30 protein-coding genes are annotated in these 15,464 nt (G+C 46.0%); all 30 read left to right on the top strand.

The features are described from left to right. Positions 1-96 precede the first annotated feature (96 nt). The 30 genes from tuf (at position 97) to rpsD (ending at position 15,464) form a co-directional block, all read left to right on the top strand. Positions 97-1,299, top strand: coding sequence for an elongation factor Tu (gene tuf / locus JL57_RS31240; protein ID WP_034145775.1), 1,203 nt, complete (start codon positions 97-99; stop codon positions 1,297-1,299). Between the two features lie 244 nt (positions 1,300-1,543). Continuing rightward, the gene (gene rpsJ, locus JL57_RS31235) at positions 1,544-1,849 is read left to right on the top strand and encodes a 30S ribosomal protein S10 (RefSeq protein ID WP_034145774.1); all 306 of its coding nucleotides are present in this window, start codon (positions 1,544-1,546) and stop codon (positions 1,847-1,849) included. A 181-nt stretch (positions 1,850-2,030) separates the two neighbouring features. Continuing rightward, complete coding sequence (gene rplC / locus JL57_RS31230; protein WP_034145773.1) at positions 2,031-2,660, top strand: 50S ribosomal protein L3; 630 nt, start codon at positions 2,031-2,033, stop codon at positions 2,658-2,660. Positions 2,661-2,683: 23 nt separating this feature from the next. Beyond that, positions 2,684-3,307, top strand: a complete 624-nt coding sequence (rplD, locus tag JL57_RS31225) for a 50S ribosomal protein L4 (RefSeq protein WP_034145772.1) — start codon at positions 2,684-2,686, stop codon at positions 3,305-3,307. Next, entirely contained in the window at positions 3,307-3,594 is a 288-nt protein-coding gene (rplW, locus tag JL57_RS31220) for a 50S ribosomal protein L23 (RefSeq protein ID WP_034145771.1), read from the top strand. The genes rplD and rplW overlap by 1 nt, the downstream gene beginning before the upstream one ends. Before the next feature lie 32 nt (positions 3,595-3,626). Beyond that, positions 3,627-4,454, top strand: a complete 828-nt coding sequence (gene rplB / locus JL57_RS31215; protein ID WP_034145770.1) for a 50S ribosomal protein L2 — start codon at positions 3,627-3,629, stop codon at positions 4,452-4,454. An 18-nt stretch (positions 4,455-4,472) separates the two neighbouring features. After that, complete coding sequence (rpsS, locus tag JL57_RS31210) at positions 4,473-4,754, top strand: 30S ribosomal protein S19 (protein WP_034145769.1); 282 nt, start codon at positions 4,473-4,475, stop codon at positions 4,752-4,754. A 21-nt stretch (positions 4,755-4,775) separates the two neighbouring features. After that, on the top strand, positions 4,776-5,117 hold the full coding sequence (gene rplV / locus JL57_RS31205; protein ID WP_034145768.1) for a 50S ribosomal protein L22: 342 nt from the start codon (positions 4,776-4,778) through the stop codon (positions 5,115-5,117). Positions 5,118-5,120: 3 nt separating this feature from the next. After that, positions 5,121-5,783: a 30S ribosomal protein S3 gene (gene rpsC / locus JL57_RS31200; protein ID WP_034145767.1), complete on the top strand. Its 663-nt coding sequence runs from the start codon at positions 5,121-5,123 to the stop codon at positions 5,781-5,783. Next, positions 5,784-6,221 carry a 50S ribosomal protein L16 gene (gene rplP, locus JL57_RS31195; protein ID WP_034145766.1) on the top strand — a complete coding sequence of 146 codons (438 nt, stop codon included), beginning with the start codon at positions 5,784-5,786 and terminating at the stop codon, positions 6,219-6,221. Continuing rightward, a complete protein-coding gene (rpmC, locus tag JL57_RS31190) occupies positions 6,211-6,414 on the top strand; it encodes a 50S ribosomal protein L29 (RefSeq protein WP_034145765.1) in 204 nt (67 codons plus the stop codon). Before rplP ends, rpmC begins: the two co-directional genes overlap by 11 nt. Before the next feature lie 23 nt (positions 6,415-6,437). Further along, on the top strand, positions 6,438-6,701 hold the full coding sequence (rpsQ, locus tag JL57_RS31185) for a 30S ribosomal protein S17 (protein WP_034145764.1): 264 nt from the start codon (positions 6,438-6,440) through the stop codon (positions 6,699-6,701). 36 nt (positions 6,702-6,737) lie between these two features. Beyond that, on the top strand, positions 6,738-7,103 hold the full coding sequence (rplN, locus tag JL57_RS31180; protein WP_034145763.1) for a 50S ribosomal protein L14: 366 nt from the start codon (positions 6,738-6,740) through the stop codon (positions 7,101-7,103). 28 nt (positions 7,104-7,131) lie between these two features. Next, positions 7,132-7,485 (top strand): 50S ribosomal protein L24, encoded by a 354-nt coding sequence (gene rplX, locus JL57_RS31175; protein ID WP_034145762.1) that lies wholly within the window; start codon positions 7,132-7,134, stop codon positions 7,483-7,485. Between the two features lie 20 nt (positions 7,486-7,505). Then, on the top strand, positions 7,506-8,045 hold the full coding sequence (rplE, locus tag JL57_RS31170; RefSeq protein WP_034145761.1) for a 50S ribosomal protein L5: 540 nt from the start codon (positions 7,506-7,508) through the stop codon (positions 8,043-8,045). Between the two features lie 20 nt (positions 8,046-8,065). Next, complete coding sequence (locus JL57_RS31165; RefSeq protein ID WP_034145760.1) at positions 8,066-8,251, top strand: type Z 30S ribosomal protein S14; 186 nt, start codon at positions 8,066-8,068, stop codon at positions 8,249-8,251. 28 nt (positions 8,252-8,279) lie between these two features. Then, positions 8,280-8,678, top strand: coding sequence for a 30S ribosomal protein S8 (gene rpsH, locus JL57_RS31160; RefSeq protein ID WP_034145759.1), 399 nt, complete (start codon positions 8,280-8,282; stop codon positions 8,676-8,678). 23 nt (positions 8,679-8,701) lie between these two features. Beyond that, on the top strand, positions 8,702-9,256 hold the full coding sequence (rplF, locus tag JL57_RS31155) for a 50S ribosomal protein L6 (protein WP_034145758.1): 555 nt from the start codon (positions 8,702-8,704) through the stop codon (positions 9,254-9,256). Between the two features lie 54 nt (positions 9,257-9,310). Beyond that, positions 9,311-9,679 (top strand): 50S ribosomal protein L18, encoded by a 369-nt coding sequence (gene rplR, locus JL57_RS31150; RefSeq protein ID WP_034145757.1) that lies wholly within the window; start codon positions 9,311-9,313, stop codon positions 9,677-9,679. Between the two features lie 25 nt (positions 9,680-9,704). Continuing rightward, on the top strand, positions 9,705-10,205 hold the full coding sequence (rpsE, locus tag JL57_RS31145) for a 30S ribosomal protein S5 (RefSeq protein ID WP_034145756.1): 501 nt from the start codon (positions 9,705-9,707) through the stop codon (positions 10,203-10,205). 12 nt (positions 10,206-10,217) lie between these two features. Further along, entirely contained in the window at positions 10,218-10,400 is a 183-nt protein-coding gene (gene rpmD / locus JL57_RS31140; protein ID WP_034145755.1) for a 50S ribosomal protein L30, read from the top strand. A gap of 18 nt (positions 10,401-10,418) precedes the next feature. Then, the gene (gene rplO / locus JL57_RS31135) at positions 10,419-10,859 is read left to right on the top strand and encodes a 50S ribosomal protein L15 (protein WP_034145754.1); all 441 of its coding nucleotides are present in this window, start codon (positions 10,419-10,421) and stop codon (positions 10,857-10,859) included. Position 10,860: 1 nt separating this feature from the next. Then, complete coding sequence (gene secY, locus JL57_RS31130; RefSeq protein WP_034145753.1) at positions 10,861-12,147, top strand: preprotein translocase subunit SecY; 1,287 nt, start codon at positions 10,861-10,863, stop codon at positions 12,145-12,147. 15 nt (positions 12,148-12,162) lie between these two features. Continuing rightward, the gene (locus JL57_RS31125) at positions 12,163-12,804 is read left to right on the top strand and encodes an adenylate kinase (RefSeq protein ID WP_034145752.1); all 642 of its coding nucleotides are present in this window, start codon (positions 12,163-12,165) and stop codon (positions 12,802-12,804) included. 5 nt (positions 12,805-12,809) lie between these two features. Further along, positions 12,810-13,556 (top strand): type I methionyl aminopeptidase, encoded by a 747-nt coding sequence (gene map, locus JL57_RS31120; protein ID WP_034145751.1) that lies wholly within the window; start codon positions 12,810-12,812, stop codon positions 13,554-13,556. Between the two features lie 37 nt (positions 13,557-13,593). Further along, entirely contained in the window at positions 13,594-13,812 is a 219-nt protein-coding gene (gene infA / locus JL57_RS31115) for a translation initiation factor IF-1 (RefSeq protein ID WP_007778476.1), read from the top strand. A 21-nt stretch (positions 13,813-13,833) separates the two neighbouring features. Continuing rightward, on the top strand, positions 13,834-13,947 hold the full coding sequence (rpmJ, locus tag JL57_RS31110; RefSeq protein WP_034145750.1) for a 50S ribosomal protein L36: 114 nt from the start codon (positions 13,834-13,836) through the stop codon (positions 13,945-13,947). A gap of 94 nt (positions 13,948-14,041) precedes the next feature. After that, positions 14,042-14,413 carry a 30S ribosomal protein S13 gene (gene rpsM / locus JL57_RS31105; protein WP_034145749.1) on the top strand — a complete coding sequence of 124 codons (372 nt, stop codon included), beginning with the start codon at positions 14,042-14,044 and terminating at the stop codon, positions 14,411-14,413. Positions 14,414-14,431: 18 nt separating this feature from the next. After that, positions 14,432-14,821, top strand: coding sequence for a 30S ribosomal protein S11 (rpsK, locus tag JL57_RS31100; RefSeq protein WP_007778485.1), 390 nt, complete (start codon positions 14,432-14,434; stop codon positions 14,819-14,821). A 13-nt stretch (positions 14,822-14,834) separates the two neighbouring features. After that, a complete protein-coding gene (rpsD, locus tag JL57_RS31095; RefSeq protein WP_034145748.1) occupies positions 14,835-15,464 on the top strand; it encodes a 30S ribosomal protein S4 in 630 nt (209 codons plus the stop codon).

Genomic DNA, 15,464 nt, shown 5'->3' with positions numbered 1-15,464 from the left:
AGGTTCGAGGCATTAAATGAAGTTCGAACTCTAAAGTCCGAACTTCGCAACCTCACTGAATTATAAAGTTACTATTATTTTAAAGGAGTGAAAAAAATGGGAAAAGCGAAATACGAACGTACTAAACCACATGTTAACGTAGGAACCATTGGACACGTCGACCACGGTAAAACCACCACTACAGCAGCGATCACTGTTGTTCTTTCCAAACACGGTGGTGCTGTAGCTACAGCCTTCGACCAAATCGACAAAGCTCCAGAAGAGCGTGAGCGTGGGATTACTATTTCAACAGCACACGTAGAGTATGAAACAGATAACCGTCACTATGCACACGTCGACTGCCCAGGACACGCTGACTATGTTAAAAACATGATCACCGGTGCTGCTCAGATGGACGGCGCAATCCTTTGCGTTTCCGCTGCTGATGGCCCTATGCCTCAGACCCGTGAGCACATCCTCTTGGCCCGCCAAGTTGGTGTTCCTAGTATCGTCGTTTGGCTGAACAAAGTAGACATGGTTGACGATGAAGAACTCATCGAACTTGTTGAAATGGAACTTCGTGAACTTTTAACTGCGCAAGAGTATGATGGCGACAATGTTCCCATCGTTCCTGGTTCAGGACTGAAAGCACTTCAATGTGGTTGTGGAAAACGCGAGTGCGAGTGGTGTGGAAAAATATGGAATCTCATGGATGCTGTTGATTCCTATATCCCGACTCCAGCACGTGACACTGACAAGCCTTTCTTAATGCCTGTCGAGGATGTCTTTACAATTACTGGACGTGGAACCGTTGCTACAGGTCGTGTTGACCGCGGACGAGTTAAAGTCGGTGACGAGGTCGAAATCGTTGGTTTGACTGACGCTGCTCGCAAGACTGTCGTAACAGGCGTTGAAATGTTCCGTAAACTTCTTGATTCAGCTCAAGCTGGAGACAACATTGGAGCTCTACTTCGTGGAGTTGAGCGTAAAGACATTGAGCGCGGACAAGTGTTAGCCAAAGCAGGTAGTATCAAACCTCACACCAAGTTCTCTGGTGAGGTCTACGTTTTGAATAAAGAAGAGGGTGGACGTCACACTCCATTCTTCCATAACTATCGCCCCCAATTCTACTTCCGGACAACGGACGTAACCGGTGTAATCACACTCCCAGAAGGTACTGAAATGGTTATGCCAGGAGACCGCGTGACGATTGATGTTGAACTTATCACACCAATCGCTATGGAAGAAGGACTTCGCTTTGCTATCCGTGAGGGTGGCCGTACCGTTGGTTCAGGCATCGTTGCCAAAATTACTGGCTAATTGAACTAAGGGATCTTGTAGAGAGGAAGAATTTCTTCCTCTCTACAACAAAGTTCAGATAAGGGTGCCCTTTTTATGAGGACTGTTCAATCCGCCCTCTGGCATCTGAGCTACGGCCTCGATGGCATCTGACTTCTGATTTCAGGTAAGGCGTAAGAGGTTGCTGCCAGGTGACTCCGCTGAATCAGGGAATTTTTACGCTTAAAGCCCGTATAACGGGAATTACGAGGAGGTATTTATACTAATGAGCCAAAAGATAAGAATCCGGCTTAAAGCATATGATCACAAAGCTCTCGACCAATCAGCAGAGCGCATTGTCGAGACTGCCAAGCGAACTGGTGCACAGGTTAGTGGTCCTATTCCACTTCCGACTGAGAAGAACATTTACACCATTTTGCGCTCACCTCATGTCAACAAAGATTCGCGTGAACAGTTTGAGATGCGCACTCATAAACGTTTGATTGACATCTTGGAACCTACGCCGAAAACAGTTGATGCCCTGATGCGTCTCGACTTACCTGCTGGCGTAGATATTGAAATTAAACTCTAATTGTCCATAAATTAGAAGTAGCTTAATAGTATGTTCTGTGATATACTATAGTTATGTTTGTCGCGTGAAACACCCGGTAGCGTGGAGTAGTTGCCGAGAGGTTAGCGATAAAATAATAAAACAAGCGCTCTCGTGCTCCGGTAAATCCGGCGCACTTCAAGGCGTTTAGGAGGTGGCATTCGTGTCAAAAGGAATTTTAGGCAAAAAAATTGGTATGACTCAAGTTTTCACAGCCGAGGGACGTGTGGTTCCAGTTACTGTCGTTGAAGCGGGTCCATGCCCAGTCGTTCAAAAGAAGACTGTAGCAACTGATGGCTACAACGCAATTCAGGTTGGCTTCTCGATGCTTCGCGAAACCTTGAGCAATAAGCCGCGTAAGGGACACTTTCAAAAGGCTTCACTGAAGCCGATGCGGTATGTTCGTGAGTTTAAAGTAAGCGATGTCGAAAGTTATGAAATCGGCCAGGAAGTAAAAGCGGATTTATTCACTGCTGGTGACAAAATTGATGTTGTTGGCACTTCTAAGGGAAAGGGCTTCGCAGGTATGATCAAGCGTCATAATGGAAGTCGTGGACCGATGGCGCATGGATCAAAATATCATCGTCGTACAGGTTCCCTTGGCGCGAAAGGCCCAGCTCGTGTATTTAAGGGCCGTGAGCTGCCAGGACGTATGGGTGGCGAACGTATTACTGTACAAAATCTGGAGGTAATCCGGGTTGATGTGGATAAAAACCTGATCTTAATCAAAGGATCTGTTCCAGGAGCGAATAAGTCGTTGCTCATTCTGAAGCCTTCTGTGAAGGCGAAGTAATACTGAGAAAGGAGGAATAAGCAATGCCGAAAGTTCAAGTGTTAAATATGCTAGGCGAAGAAGTTGGAGAAATCGAACTCAGCGAAAGCATATTTGGAATACAACCGAATATCCACGTTCTGCATTCGGCGGTCGTATCGCAACTAGCTGGCGCAAGACGGGGAACTCAGTCTGCGTTGTTACGTGGCGAAGTTCGCGGAGGTGGACGTAAACCATGGCGTCAAAAAGGAACGGGTCGTGCTCGATCTGGTAGCACTCGCTCTCCGTTGTGGAGAGGCGGCGGTGTGATCTTTGCTCCCAAACCCCGTAAATATGGCTTTAAATTACCTAAAAAAGTTCGCCGATTGGCTTTGCACTCGGCACTCTCTTCGAAAGTAATGGAGCAACAGCTGATTGTCCTAGATGTACTGAGTATGGGTGAAGCAAAAACTCGTGAGGTTGTAAAGGTACTCAAAGCACTTCATGTTGACAAGAAAGCCATGTTCGTCATGGATGAGTTGGACGAAGCAGTGTTTAGATCAACCCGTAACCTTGAAGGTGTCAAGGCAACAGATGTTGCTGGAATGAATATTGTTGATCTCCTTAACCATGATATCCTTGTAATGACCAAAGCAGCAGTAACTAAAACAGAGGAGGTGTTAGCGTAATGCGCGACGCACGTGATGTCCTCAAGAGTCCGGTAATCTCAGAGAAGTCTGTAGGACTTGTCGAAGAAAATAAATACACCTTCTGGGTAAATCCAGCTGCGAACAAAATCGAAATCAAAGCTGCGGTAGAAAAAATGTTCAAGGTGACCGTAGAAGAAATCCGTACATTAAGCGTTAAGGGTAAAATGAAGCGCGTTGGCAAGTATGCAGGAAAGACTTCCAACCGTAAAAAGGCGATTGCCACGCTTAAAGCCGGAGATAAGATTGACAACTTCGCAGGCCTGTAAGCAGCTTGAGCAAAGGAGGAAAATGAAAATTCATGGCTATAAAGACTTATAAACCAACGTCGCCAAGTCGTCGTAATATGACTGGGTCGACCTATGAAGAGATAACCAGGACCGAGCCAGAACGTTCTTTAGTCAAGCCGCTGCCTAATAAGGCTGGACGAAATAACGACGGTCGCCTGAGTGTACGCCATCAAGGTGGCGGACATAAACGGATGTTCCGCGTGATTGACTTTAAGCGTAATAAAGACGGAATTCCTGCTCGAGTTGCGAGTATCGAATATGATCCGAACCGCTCTGCGAATATTGCCTTGTTATACTATCGAGATGGTTACAAAGCGTATATCTTAGCACCGAATGGACTCCAGGTCGATCAAGTCATCGTTTCTGGTCCGGATGCAGATATTAAAGTCGGCAACACTCTGCCGCTTCAGAATATCCCTGTGGGTACATTGTTGCACAACATTGAAATGAAGCCTGGTAAAGGGGCTCAGATGGTTCGCTCAGCTGGAGGATCTGCACAACTCATGGCTAAAGAAGGCTCCTATGCTACCTTAAGACTGCCATCGGGTGAAATGCGCATGATTCGAATTGAGTGCAGAGCAACTATCGGTCAAGTTGGAAACTTAGACCACGAGAATATTAACGTCGGTAAAGCTGGAAGATCACGTTGGATGGGAATTCGCCCAACAGTCCGAGGTTCTGTCATGAACCCAGTCGATCACCCACATGGTGGTGGAGAAGGCCGTAACTCGATTGGTCGTAACCCGTGCACTCCTTGGGGCAAACCTGCTCTGGGAGCTAAAACACGGAAAAAGAAAAATCCGTCGAATCGCTTTATCGTGAAACGGCGCAGTAAGTAGTCGAAAGGAGGCCCATAAATGAGTAGATCTCTTAAAAAAGGACCTTTCGTCGAACCTCGTTTACTTGAACGCGTAGAAGCAATGAACGAATCCGGTGAAAAGCGCGTCATTAAGACGTGGTCCAGACGCTCAACAATATTCCCGCAAATGGTCGGACTCACCATTGCGGTTCACGATGGACGAAAACATGTTCCGGTTTATGTTACTGAAGACATGGTCGGGCATAAACTAGGAGAGTTTTCGCCTACTCGCACCTATAAGGGCCATGCTGGCAGCGAAAAATCCAGCGGCTTACGTTAATTCGAGAGGAGGTTAAGGCACATGCAAGCAAAAGCAATGGCGAAATATGTACGTATCTCTCCTCGTAAGGTGCGCCAGGTGGTCAATCTGATCCGCGGCAAAAAGGTCAGTGATGCGTTCGCTATTCTTCAGTTTACACCCAACGGATCCACTGATGATGTGGTGAAGGTACTGAAGTCTGCAGTCGCAAATGCAGGACACAACTATGATATGAATGTTGATGAATTGATAATTACTGAAATTTGTGTGGATCAGGGACCGACTTTAAAACGCATCAAGCCTCGAGCTATGGGACGTGCTGACCAAATCCGGAAACGGACGAGTCACATTACTGTGGTTGTGGGCGAGAAGAAGGAGGGCTAAACAGTGGGTCAAAAGGTAAATCCCAAAGGCCTCCGCGTCGGAATTATCCGCGACTGGGAAAGCCGTTGGTATGCAGGCAAGAACTACATGGAACTCCTTCATGAGGATTTGAAGATTCGGGAGTTCGTAAAGAAAAAACTTAAACAAGCTGGTTGTCCTAAAGTTGAGATAGAACGTGCAGCTAGTCGCGTCAAAGTTTCAGTCTATGCTGCCAAACCAGGTATTGTCATTGGACGCGGTGGTACAGAAGTTGAAAACTTGCGCAAGCAGCTTGAAGCCATTACCGGCAAACAAGTCGCTGTAAATATTGTAGAAATAAAGAAACCTGAAATGGACGCCACACTGGTGGCTGAAAACATTGCACTACAACTTGAAAAACGTGTATCCTTCCGTCGGGCCATGAAACAAACAGTTGGCCGAACAATGCGGACAGGTGCCCAAGGGATTAAAATTCAATGCAGCGGTCGATTGGCTGGAGCTGAAATTGCCCGAACCGAATGGTATCTTGAAGGAAAAGTACCCCTTCATACACTACGTGCCGATATTGACTACGGATTTGCCGAAGCCAATACCACATACGGTAAAATCGGTATCAAGGTTTGGATTTATAAAGGTGAGGTTCTTCCCGCCAAGAAGGTCGTCGCTCAGGTGGAAGGAGGAAACTAAATGCTAGTCCCAGCCAGAGTGAAACATCGGAAACAACATCGTGGTAAGTTATCTGGTAAAGCTACACGAGGTAACACCATTACTTTTGGTGAGTTTGGTCTTATGGCTTTAGAAAGTGCCTGGATTACGAACCGTCAAATAGAGGCTGCACGTATTGCAATGACTCGCTTTATTAAACGGGGTGGTCAAGTCTGGATTAAAATCTTCCCGGATAAGCCTATTACAGCAAAACCTGCTGAAACACGTATGGGTAGTGGTAAAGGTTCACCAGAATACTGGGTTGCAGTGGTAAAACCAGGTCGCGTGATGTTTGAGTTAAACGGCGTAACAGAAGAACAAGCACGTGAGGCTCTCCGCTTAGCCATGCACAAACTCCCGATCAAATGTAAGTTCGTTACCCGTGCAGATCAAGAAGGAGGTGACGCAAATGAAAACTAAAGATTTCCGTGATCTAACAGATGAAGAAGTACTAAAGGAAATCGACGACTTCAAAACCGAACTGTTTAATTTGCGTTTCCAATTGGCAACGGGTCAACTTGATAACCCAATGCGAATCAGAGAAGTCCGCAAAGGAATTGCTCGCGGTAAAACGATACTTCGCGAACGCGAGTTAAAGATTGAACGTGCCTAAGGTGAGAAAGGAGGCATTTTAACATGGAAAGAGCCCAACGTAAGCTACGGTATGGCAAAGTTATCAGTGACAAGATGGATAAAACTGTCGTTGTATCGGTAGAAATTACCGAACGTCACCCAGTATACAAAAAATCGATTACTCGCACAAAAAACTATAAGGCTCATGACGAGAACAATGATGCCCGCGTAGGGGATACTGTTTCGATCATGGAAACTCGCCTCTTGAGCAAGGATAAGTGTTGGCGTGTGGTTGAGATTACTGAGAGATCAGTTGCTGCTCTCTAAAACGGTCTATATAAGTTCGGAAGGGGGTCAATGGGAATGATCCAGGTACAAACTAGGGTTAGAGTTGGTGACAACTCCGGCGCTAAAGAGTTAATGTGTATTCGTGTGCTGGGCGGATCAATGCGCCGGTATGCTACGATTGGCGATATTATTGTTGCTTCGGTTAAACAAGCAACGCCAGGGGGCGTTGTCAAAAAAGGGGAAGTTGTTAAAGCTGTTATCGTACGGACTAGGAAAGAAATTCGTCGTTCCGACGGTTCCTATATTCGGTTTAGCGAAAACGCAGCTGTCCTCATTAAAGACGACAAGAGCCCTCGTGGCACCCGTATCTTCGGACCAGTTGCGCGCGAACTTCGCGATAATTATATGAAAATTATTTCCCTGGCACCGGAAGTTATCTAAGACACCATGATAGGTGGAGGTGAAGAAAGTGGCTGCTACAAAGCATAAGGTACAAACTGCAAAGATCCACGTTAAAAAGGGCGACTACGTCATGGTCATCAGCGGTAAGGATGCCGGCAAAAAAGGCAAAGTTATCGATGTGATTCTCAAGAAGGGTCGTGTGGTCGTTGAGAAGGCCAACCTCATTAAGCGTCATACCAAACCTTCTCAAAGTATGCCTCAAGGTGGCATTGTTTCCAAAGAGGCTCCGATGGCCAGTTCAAACGTCATGTTATATTGTCAAGAGTGTAAGTCCGTGACACGTGTCAGTGTCAAGGTGACGGAAAATGGTAAAGTTCGCATCTGTAAGCATTGCGGTGTGAATCTCCCGGATAAACACTAATTGCGAAAGGAGGGATCTCAGTGGCTCGTCTGAAAGATAAATACCAAAACGAAATAGCTCCTGCCCTACAGCAGAAGTTTGCTTATAAAAACGTTATGCAAATCCCTAAAATGGATAAAATTGTGCTTAACATGGGCGTTGGCGAGGCGGTTCAAAACTCCAAAGCGATCGATTCTGCAGTTGGAGACATGATGAAGATCTCGGGACAAAAACCGGTTGTCACACGGGCAAAGAAATCCATTTCAACATTCAAGCTTCGTGAAGGAATGCCTATTGGCTGTAAAGTGACTTTGCGTGGTCAACGGATGTATGAATTTATGGATCGACTCTTAAATGTTGCACTGCCGCGTGTTCGTGACTTCCGAGGTATTTCTGCGAAAGCCTTTGACGGACGTGGAAATTACACACTAGGAATTAAGGAACAGTTGATCTTCCCAGAAATGGAGTATGACAAGATCGATAAGCTTCGTGGAATGGATGTAGTCTTCGTAACAACGGCTAAGACGGACGAGGAAGCGCGTGAGTTGCTTCGCGGATTCGGAATGCCATACCGTGATTAGAGAAAAGGAGGTTCAAGAACGTGGCTAAGACATCAATGGTTGTCCGCCAAAACAGGGGACAAAAATTCGCAGTACGTTCGCATAACCGTTGCAAGCTTTGTGGACGTCCCCATGCTTACATGCGGAAATTCGGAATTTGCCGGGTTTGCTTCCGGGAGTTGGCTCACAAAGGGGAACTTCCTGGGATCACGAAGGCCAGTTGGTAAAACATTGTAAGGAAGGGGGACGACTAAAGTGTCAATGTCAGATCCGATTGCAGATTTTTTAACACGCATCCGCAACGCGGGAATGGTTTACCATGATAAAGTTGAGGTACCAGCATCTCGCGTTAAGAAAGAGCTAGCGGAGTTGCTCAAAGCAGAAGGGTACATCAAAGACGTAGAAATCATTGCCGATGACAAGCAAGGCGTGATTCGGATGTATTTGAAATATGGTCCAAACCGCGAACGTGTTATCACCGGACTTAAACGGATTAGCCGTCCGGGACTTCGCGTTTATGCGAAGAAGGATGAAATGCCGAAGGTTCTTGGAGGACTCGGAATTGCAATTATTTCGACGTCAAAGGGAATTATGACGGATAAGAAAGCTCGAAAAGAGGGCCTTGGCGGAGAAGTGATCTCCTACATTTGGTAATTATCGCAACGGAGGTGCAGTGAATGTCCAGAATTGGCAAGCGCCCCATTGGGATTCCCAGTGGAGTGGACTTCAAAATAGTGGAAAACGTCGTCACTGTTAAAGGACCGAAAGGAACTTTAACGAGAGAATTGCATTCATTAATGAACATTGTGGTTGAGGACAACCAAATTGTTGTTACCAGACCTAATGATGAACCACTGAGCCGCTCCTTACATGGATTGACCCGTACGCTGATCGCCAATATGGTAGAGGGCGTTACGAACGGATTTACCAAGGGTCTTGATATGGTAGGGGTTGGATACCGTGCTTCAAAACAAGGGAACAAGCTGGTATTAACGGTCGGTAAATCACATCCGGTAGAACTAATTCCTTTTGAGGGAATTGACTTTGAAGTTCCTGCACCCAATAAAATTTTGGTTAAAGGAATGGATAAAGAGCTCGTTGGTGCCTTCGCAGCGGTTGTACGTTCTGAGCGTGAGCCTGAGCCCTACAAAGGCAAGGGAATCAAGTACGAAGGTGAAGTCGTCCGTCGTAAGGTCGGTAAGACCGGGGGCAAAAAAGGCGGTAAGAAGTAAATAAACTAGGCAAGGGCCAAATCTCTTGCCAATCGTGAAAGGAATGAGTTCCCTTTGATTAAGCGTATAGATCGAAAGGCTCTCCGCATTAAAAAGCATAAGAGCATCCGCAAGAATGTCATTGGAGTTGCTGAGCGACCACGCTTAGCAGTTTTTCGAAGCTTGAATCATATCTACGCTCAAGTAATCAATGATGAGCTCGGTGTGACACTTGTAGCTGCTTCTTCCCTCGATCCAGAGTTTAAAACTGCAGATCTATCTGGTGGAAATACTGCTGGCGCTCAAAAAGTTGGCGAATTGGTTGCGAAGAAAGCCCTTGAAAAAGGAATTACGCAAGTAGTGTTTGATCGCGGGGGTAACATCTATCACGGTCGAATCTCAGCATTGGCAGAATCAGCGCGAGAAGCAGGACTTAGCTTCTAAGCTTTGGTAAAGGAGGTAAAATCAAGTGGCGAAATTCGAAGCAAATAAGTCGGACATGAATGAAAAGGTTGTTCATATAGCCCGTGTTGCCAAAGTTGTAAAAGGCGGACGCCGTTTCAGCTTTAGTGCTCTCGTGGTTGTAGGAGACGGCCAAGGTCGTGTCGGCGCAGGATTAGGAAAAGCTGGGGAAGTGCCTGAGGCAATTCGCAAAGGCGTAGAAGATGCGAAGAAGAACATGGTAAATATACCAATGCACGGAACCACGATTACTCATCCCATCATTGGAATCTTTGGCGCAGGACAAGTATTGCTAAAGCCTGCTTCTAAAGGAACCGGAGTTATCGCAGGCGGCGCTGTTCGTGCAGTACTCGAAGTTGCTGGAGTCCATGATATCCTAACAAAGTCTTTGGGTTCAGCAAACGCTCATAATATGGTCAATGCGACAATGGCAGCTTTAAAATCTCTCAAGCGTCCAGAGGAGATTGCCAAACTCCGAGGTAAGACCGTAGCAGAAGTTCTAGGTTAAGGAGGGTCGGTCATGAAAGTTAAAGTGACACTGACAAAGAGTCCGATCGGATATTCTAAAGCACAACACAAAGTGTTACAAGCACTTGGTTTAGGAAAAGTCGGATCAAGCGCTGTTCATGAAGACAGTCCTGGAATTCTAGGAATGATTCATAAATGCATGCACTTGGTAACGGTAGAAACAGAAGTTCAATAGAAGGAGGTGTGGGCAAGCATGAAACTGCATGAACTTAAGCCTGCTGAAGGATCAACACATGCACCTAAGCGTTTAGGCCGTGGAGTTGGATCCGGACATGGAAAAACTTCCGGTAAAGGACACAAAGGTCAAAACTCCCGGGCCGGCGGCGGTGTCCGTCCTGGTTTTGAAGGCGGGCAAAACCCACTGTTCCGCAGGATGCCTAAGCGCGGCTTTAATAATATCTCAAGAAAAGAAATTATTGCTGTGAATGTCCGAGATTTGAACCGTTTTGAAGATGGCGCTGAAGTGACGATTGAAAGTCTCTTCGCAAGCGGCCTCATCAAGGCTATCAAAGATGGCGTAAAAATTCTAGCAACAGGGGAATTGACCAAAGCACTGACCGTCAAAATTGACAAAGTCAGCCCAGCAGCGGCAGAGAAGATAGTTGCGGCGGGTGGAAAAGTAGAGGTGGAATAGGATGATTGTCGATTCCCTGAAGAATGCATGGAATGTTGCGGATCTCAGGAAAAAAATCGGTTACACCCTACTGATGTTCCTGATCTTTCGCATTGGAGCACATATTCCTACCCCCTTTATTGATCGTGACATTCTGAATGAAATGTTCGGATCGGGTGCCATGATGAATTTCATGAACACGATTTCCGGTGGTTCCTTCAAAAGTTTGTCTGTCTTTGCCCTGAGTATTACGCCCTATATTACAGCCTCGATTATTTTTCAGCTCTTGACGGTTGTTGTACCATCCCTTGAACGGCTCTCCAAAGAGGGTGACTATGGGCGTAAAAAGATAACTCAATACACACGTTATGCAACGGTTATCTTGGGATTTATTCAGGCATTTGGACTGACTTTTGGGATACGTGGTGCATTGACTATTCCTAGCCCTGCTATGAAGTGGCCAATTTATCTACTGGTGGCATTAGTATTGACTGCCGGAACCGCATTTCTGATGTGGCTTGGGGAGGCAATCACTGAAAAGGGTATTGGAAACGGTATTTCGCTGATTATCTTTGCAGGAATCGTTTCACAAATCCCTTCCGCCATTACTTCACTGTTTAGTATGTTGAGAGTTGGAGAAATCAATGTCCTGTCGATTATCGGCTTGCTGCTCATCGTTACATTTATCATAGCCGGCGTTATCTACGTACATGAAGGGCAACGTCGAGTTACTGTTCAGTATGCTAAGAGAGTAGTCGGTCGTCGAGTGTATGGAGGACAGAGTAGCCATATCCCACTCAAAGTAAACCAAGCTGGAGTAATTCCGGTAATCTTCGCTATTTCCTTACTGGCATTTCCGCAAACGATTGCCTCATGGATGCCGACTTCAGGATTTTCTAGGTTTGTTAACGTCTGGTTTAGCATGAATGGTAGTCTAACTTCCATCCCTTATTTACTGCTTTATGGTGCGCTCATCATATTCTTCACGTACTTCTACACAGCGATTACGTTCAACCCAGTTGACGTAGCAGAAAACTTGAAGAAGTACGGAGGATTCATCCCTGGCCTTCGACCTGGGCGACCTACGGCAGAATATTTATCAAAAATATTAAACCGTATTACACTAGCAGGTGGTTTATTTCTAGCTTTGATTGCAGTTTTACCGACACTAGTTATTGGACTCACTGGTCTTAAGAACATCTATTTTGGTGGAACTTCCCTTCTGATCGTAGTTGGGGTTGCGCTCGAGACGATGAAACAGATTGAATCCCAACTTATGTCGAGGCATTATCAAGGGTTTATGAAATAGAGGAGGCAGAGAGAGATGAAAATAATCTTAATGGGTGGCCCAGGAGCAGGTAAAGGAACTCAAGCTAATCCACTAGTCGAACGCTTTAATTTCCCTCATATTTCTACGGGTGACATGTTTAGAGCGGCTATTAAAGATGGTACTGCACTTGGTTTAAAAGCCAAATCGTTTATGGATGCTGGCGGATTAGTTCCAGATGAAGTGACGATTGGAATTGTCGCAGAAAGATTAGCTCAGCCGGATTGTGTCGAAGGATTTCTCCTTGACGGTTTCCCGCGTACTCTGGCGCAAGGCAGTGCACTAGCAGCCATTTTGGATAAACTCGGCATGAAGCTTGACGGTGTGATCAATATTGAAGTCGACGAAGCGGTGTTAATCCCTCGCTTAACAGGACGTCGCATCTGCCGTAAGTGTGGATCATCTTATCACATGGTCTTTAACAAACCCGAACAAGAAGGGGTTTGTGGTCAATGTGGAGGAGAACTTTATCAGCGAACAGATGACAACGTAGAAACTGCGCAGAATCGTTTAAGTGTTTACAATTCGCAGACTGAACCTTTGATTAATTTCTATCAAGAACAAGGTTTGCTTAAACGTATTAATGGCGACCAGCCAATTGACCAAGTTTTTGCGGATATTTTGAAAGCATTGGGCTAAACAGAATGATTGAGCTGAAAAATGCGAATCAACTAGAATTAATGCGTAATGCAGGGCGAATCGTTGCTGAAACACTTGAATTAGTGCGTGAGTACGCTAAGCCTGGGGTTACCACTCTTGAATTGGATCGCATAGCTGAGAATTTTATTCGTGCGCAGGGTGCCATACCAGCGTTCAAAGGATACAATGGTTTTCCGGCAACGCTGTGTACCTCTGTCAATGAACAAGTTGTTCATGGAATACCCAGTTTAAGGTATTTAGATTCTGGGGATATTATCAGTATAGATTGTGGAGCGCACAAAGATGGTTTTTTTGGAGATGCGGCTGTAACCTTAGCTATTGGGGAAGTCGATGAAGATATCCAAACACTCTTGAAGGTGACTCAAGAATCGCTGATGTTGGGAATTTCACAGGCGAGGATAGGTAATCGCCTCTATGACGTCTCACATGCGGTCCAAAAGCACGTGGAAGCGAATAAGTTTTCTGTAGTGCGAGACTATGTTGGGCACGGTATTGGTAGGGCCATGCATGAGGATCCCCAGATCCCGAATTTTGGCAAGCCCGGCCGGGGACCACGACTCGAGGTAGGTATGGCCTTGGCTATTGAGCCCATGGTGAACATGGGTACGCATGAAGTGCAGACGCTAAAGGATCGCTGGACCGTGGTTACCAAAGATAACCGGCCATCGGCCCATTTCGAACACACGGTTGCGATTACGGAAAATGGCCCAGAAATTCTAACTCGATGTTAGGTGCGAGGCATAGGATTGTCAGAGGAGGGATGATAGCATGTCAAAAGAAGACGTTATTGAAGTAGAAGGTAAGGTCTTGGAGCCGTTGCCCAATGCCATGTTCCAGGTTGAGTTAGCCAATGGACACAAGGTTTTGGCACATGTCTCTGGGAAGATACGTATGAATTTTATCAGGATTCTTCCAGGGGATCGGGTCACAGTGGAGCTTTCTCCCTATGATCTATCTCGAGGACGAATCACATACAGGTTTAAGTAAGGACCAAAGGGAGGGATTACAGTGAAAGTAAAGCCTTCTGTTAAAAAGATCTGTGAAAAATGTAAAATTATTCGTCGCCATGGTATAGTCATGATCATTTGTGAAAATCCGAAACACAAGCAAAGACAAGGCTAAAAAGTTTCGGTTGCGCGGCTGATTGGAGTGCAAACTTCAATTGCACCGATTTTATATTGAGACAGAACTAAATAGTTGGAGGTGTAAATTTTAGATGGCACGTATCGCTGGAGTAGACTTACCGCGCGAGAAACGTTTAGAGGTTGCCCTGACCTATATTTTTGGGATTGGGCTCCCAACTTCACATAAGATTCTCGCCAAAACAGGCGTAAGTCCAGATGTCCGAGTGCGTGACCTCTCGGAAGACGAGGTCAGCAAACTCCGGGAAGTCATTGATAAAGAGTTCAAGATTGAAGGCGACTTGCGTCGCGAAGTTTCCCTCAATATCAAGCGTCTTATGGAAATTGGCTCTTATCGTGGCTTACGCCATCGTCGTGGACTTCCTGTACGGGGTCAGCGCACGAAGACCAATGCTCGTACCCGTAAGGGGCCGGCTAAGACTGTTGGAGCAAAACGCAAAAAGTAAAAAGGGGGGATAACCGAGATGGCACGTAAAGTTGTCCGGACAAAACGCCGGGAACGTAAGAATATTGAAAGTGGAATTGCTCATATCAAATCTACTTTCAACAATACCATGGTGACCATTACGGATACCAGCGGGAATGCACTCTCCTGGTCCAGTGCGGGTTCCCTAGGTTTTAAAGGATCTCGCAAAAGCACACCATTTGCAGCTCAAATGGCTGCAGAAACCTGTGCTAAAGTTGCGATGGAACATGGCTTAAAAGACGTAGAATGCTACGTAAAAGGACCTGGAGCAGGACGAGAAGCTGCTATTCGAGCTCTTCAAGCGGCAGGTTTAGAAGTTAATCTCATTAAAGACGTGACACCGATTCCACACAATGGCTGTCGGCCACCGAAACGCAGAAGGGTATAGGAGGTGTGTAATCATGGCTAGATATACAGGACCAGTCTGTCGCTTATGCCGTCGAGAAGGAATGAAACTATTCCTCAAAGGGGAACGTTGCTATACCGGAAAGTGCGCGATTGACCGACGTGCTTACGCCCCTGGTCAACACGGTCAAGCCCGTGCTAAGAAGCCTACTGAATATGGTCTACAGTTAAGAGAGAAACAAAAAACTCGTCGCATCTACTGTGTAATGGAAAAACAATTCCGAAGCTACTTTGATGAGGCTGCTCGTACTAAAGGGGTAACGGGTGAAAACCTGCTGGCTTTGTTGGAACGTCGACTCGATAATGTCGTGTTCCATTTGGGTTTTGCATCATCCCGCCCAGAAGCTCGACAACTTGTCAATCATGGCCATTTTACCATTAACGGCAAAAAGGTTGATATTCCTTCTTATTCAGTACGTTCTGGAGAGGTTATTGCTGTTAAAGAGGGTAGTAAGAGTTCACCACGAATGAAACAACTTCTTGAAAATCTGGGTTCTCGTACTGTTCCCGGTTGGTTAAGCTTGGATTCCAATGCTGCTGCTGGAACTGTAGTCGGACTACCAACTCGTGAAGATATTCAACTGCCAATCCAAGAACACCTCATCGTGGAGAAATACTCCCGTTAA

Source organism: Desulfosporosinus sp. BICA1-9, from assembly GCF_000802135.1.
The sequence above is the reverse complement of the archived record's forward strand: the minus strand, read 5'-3'. Positions and strand labels throughout refer to the sequence as shown.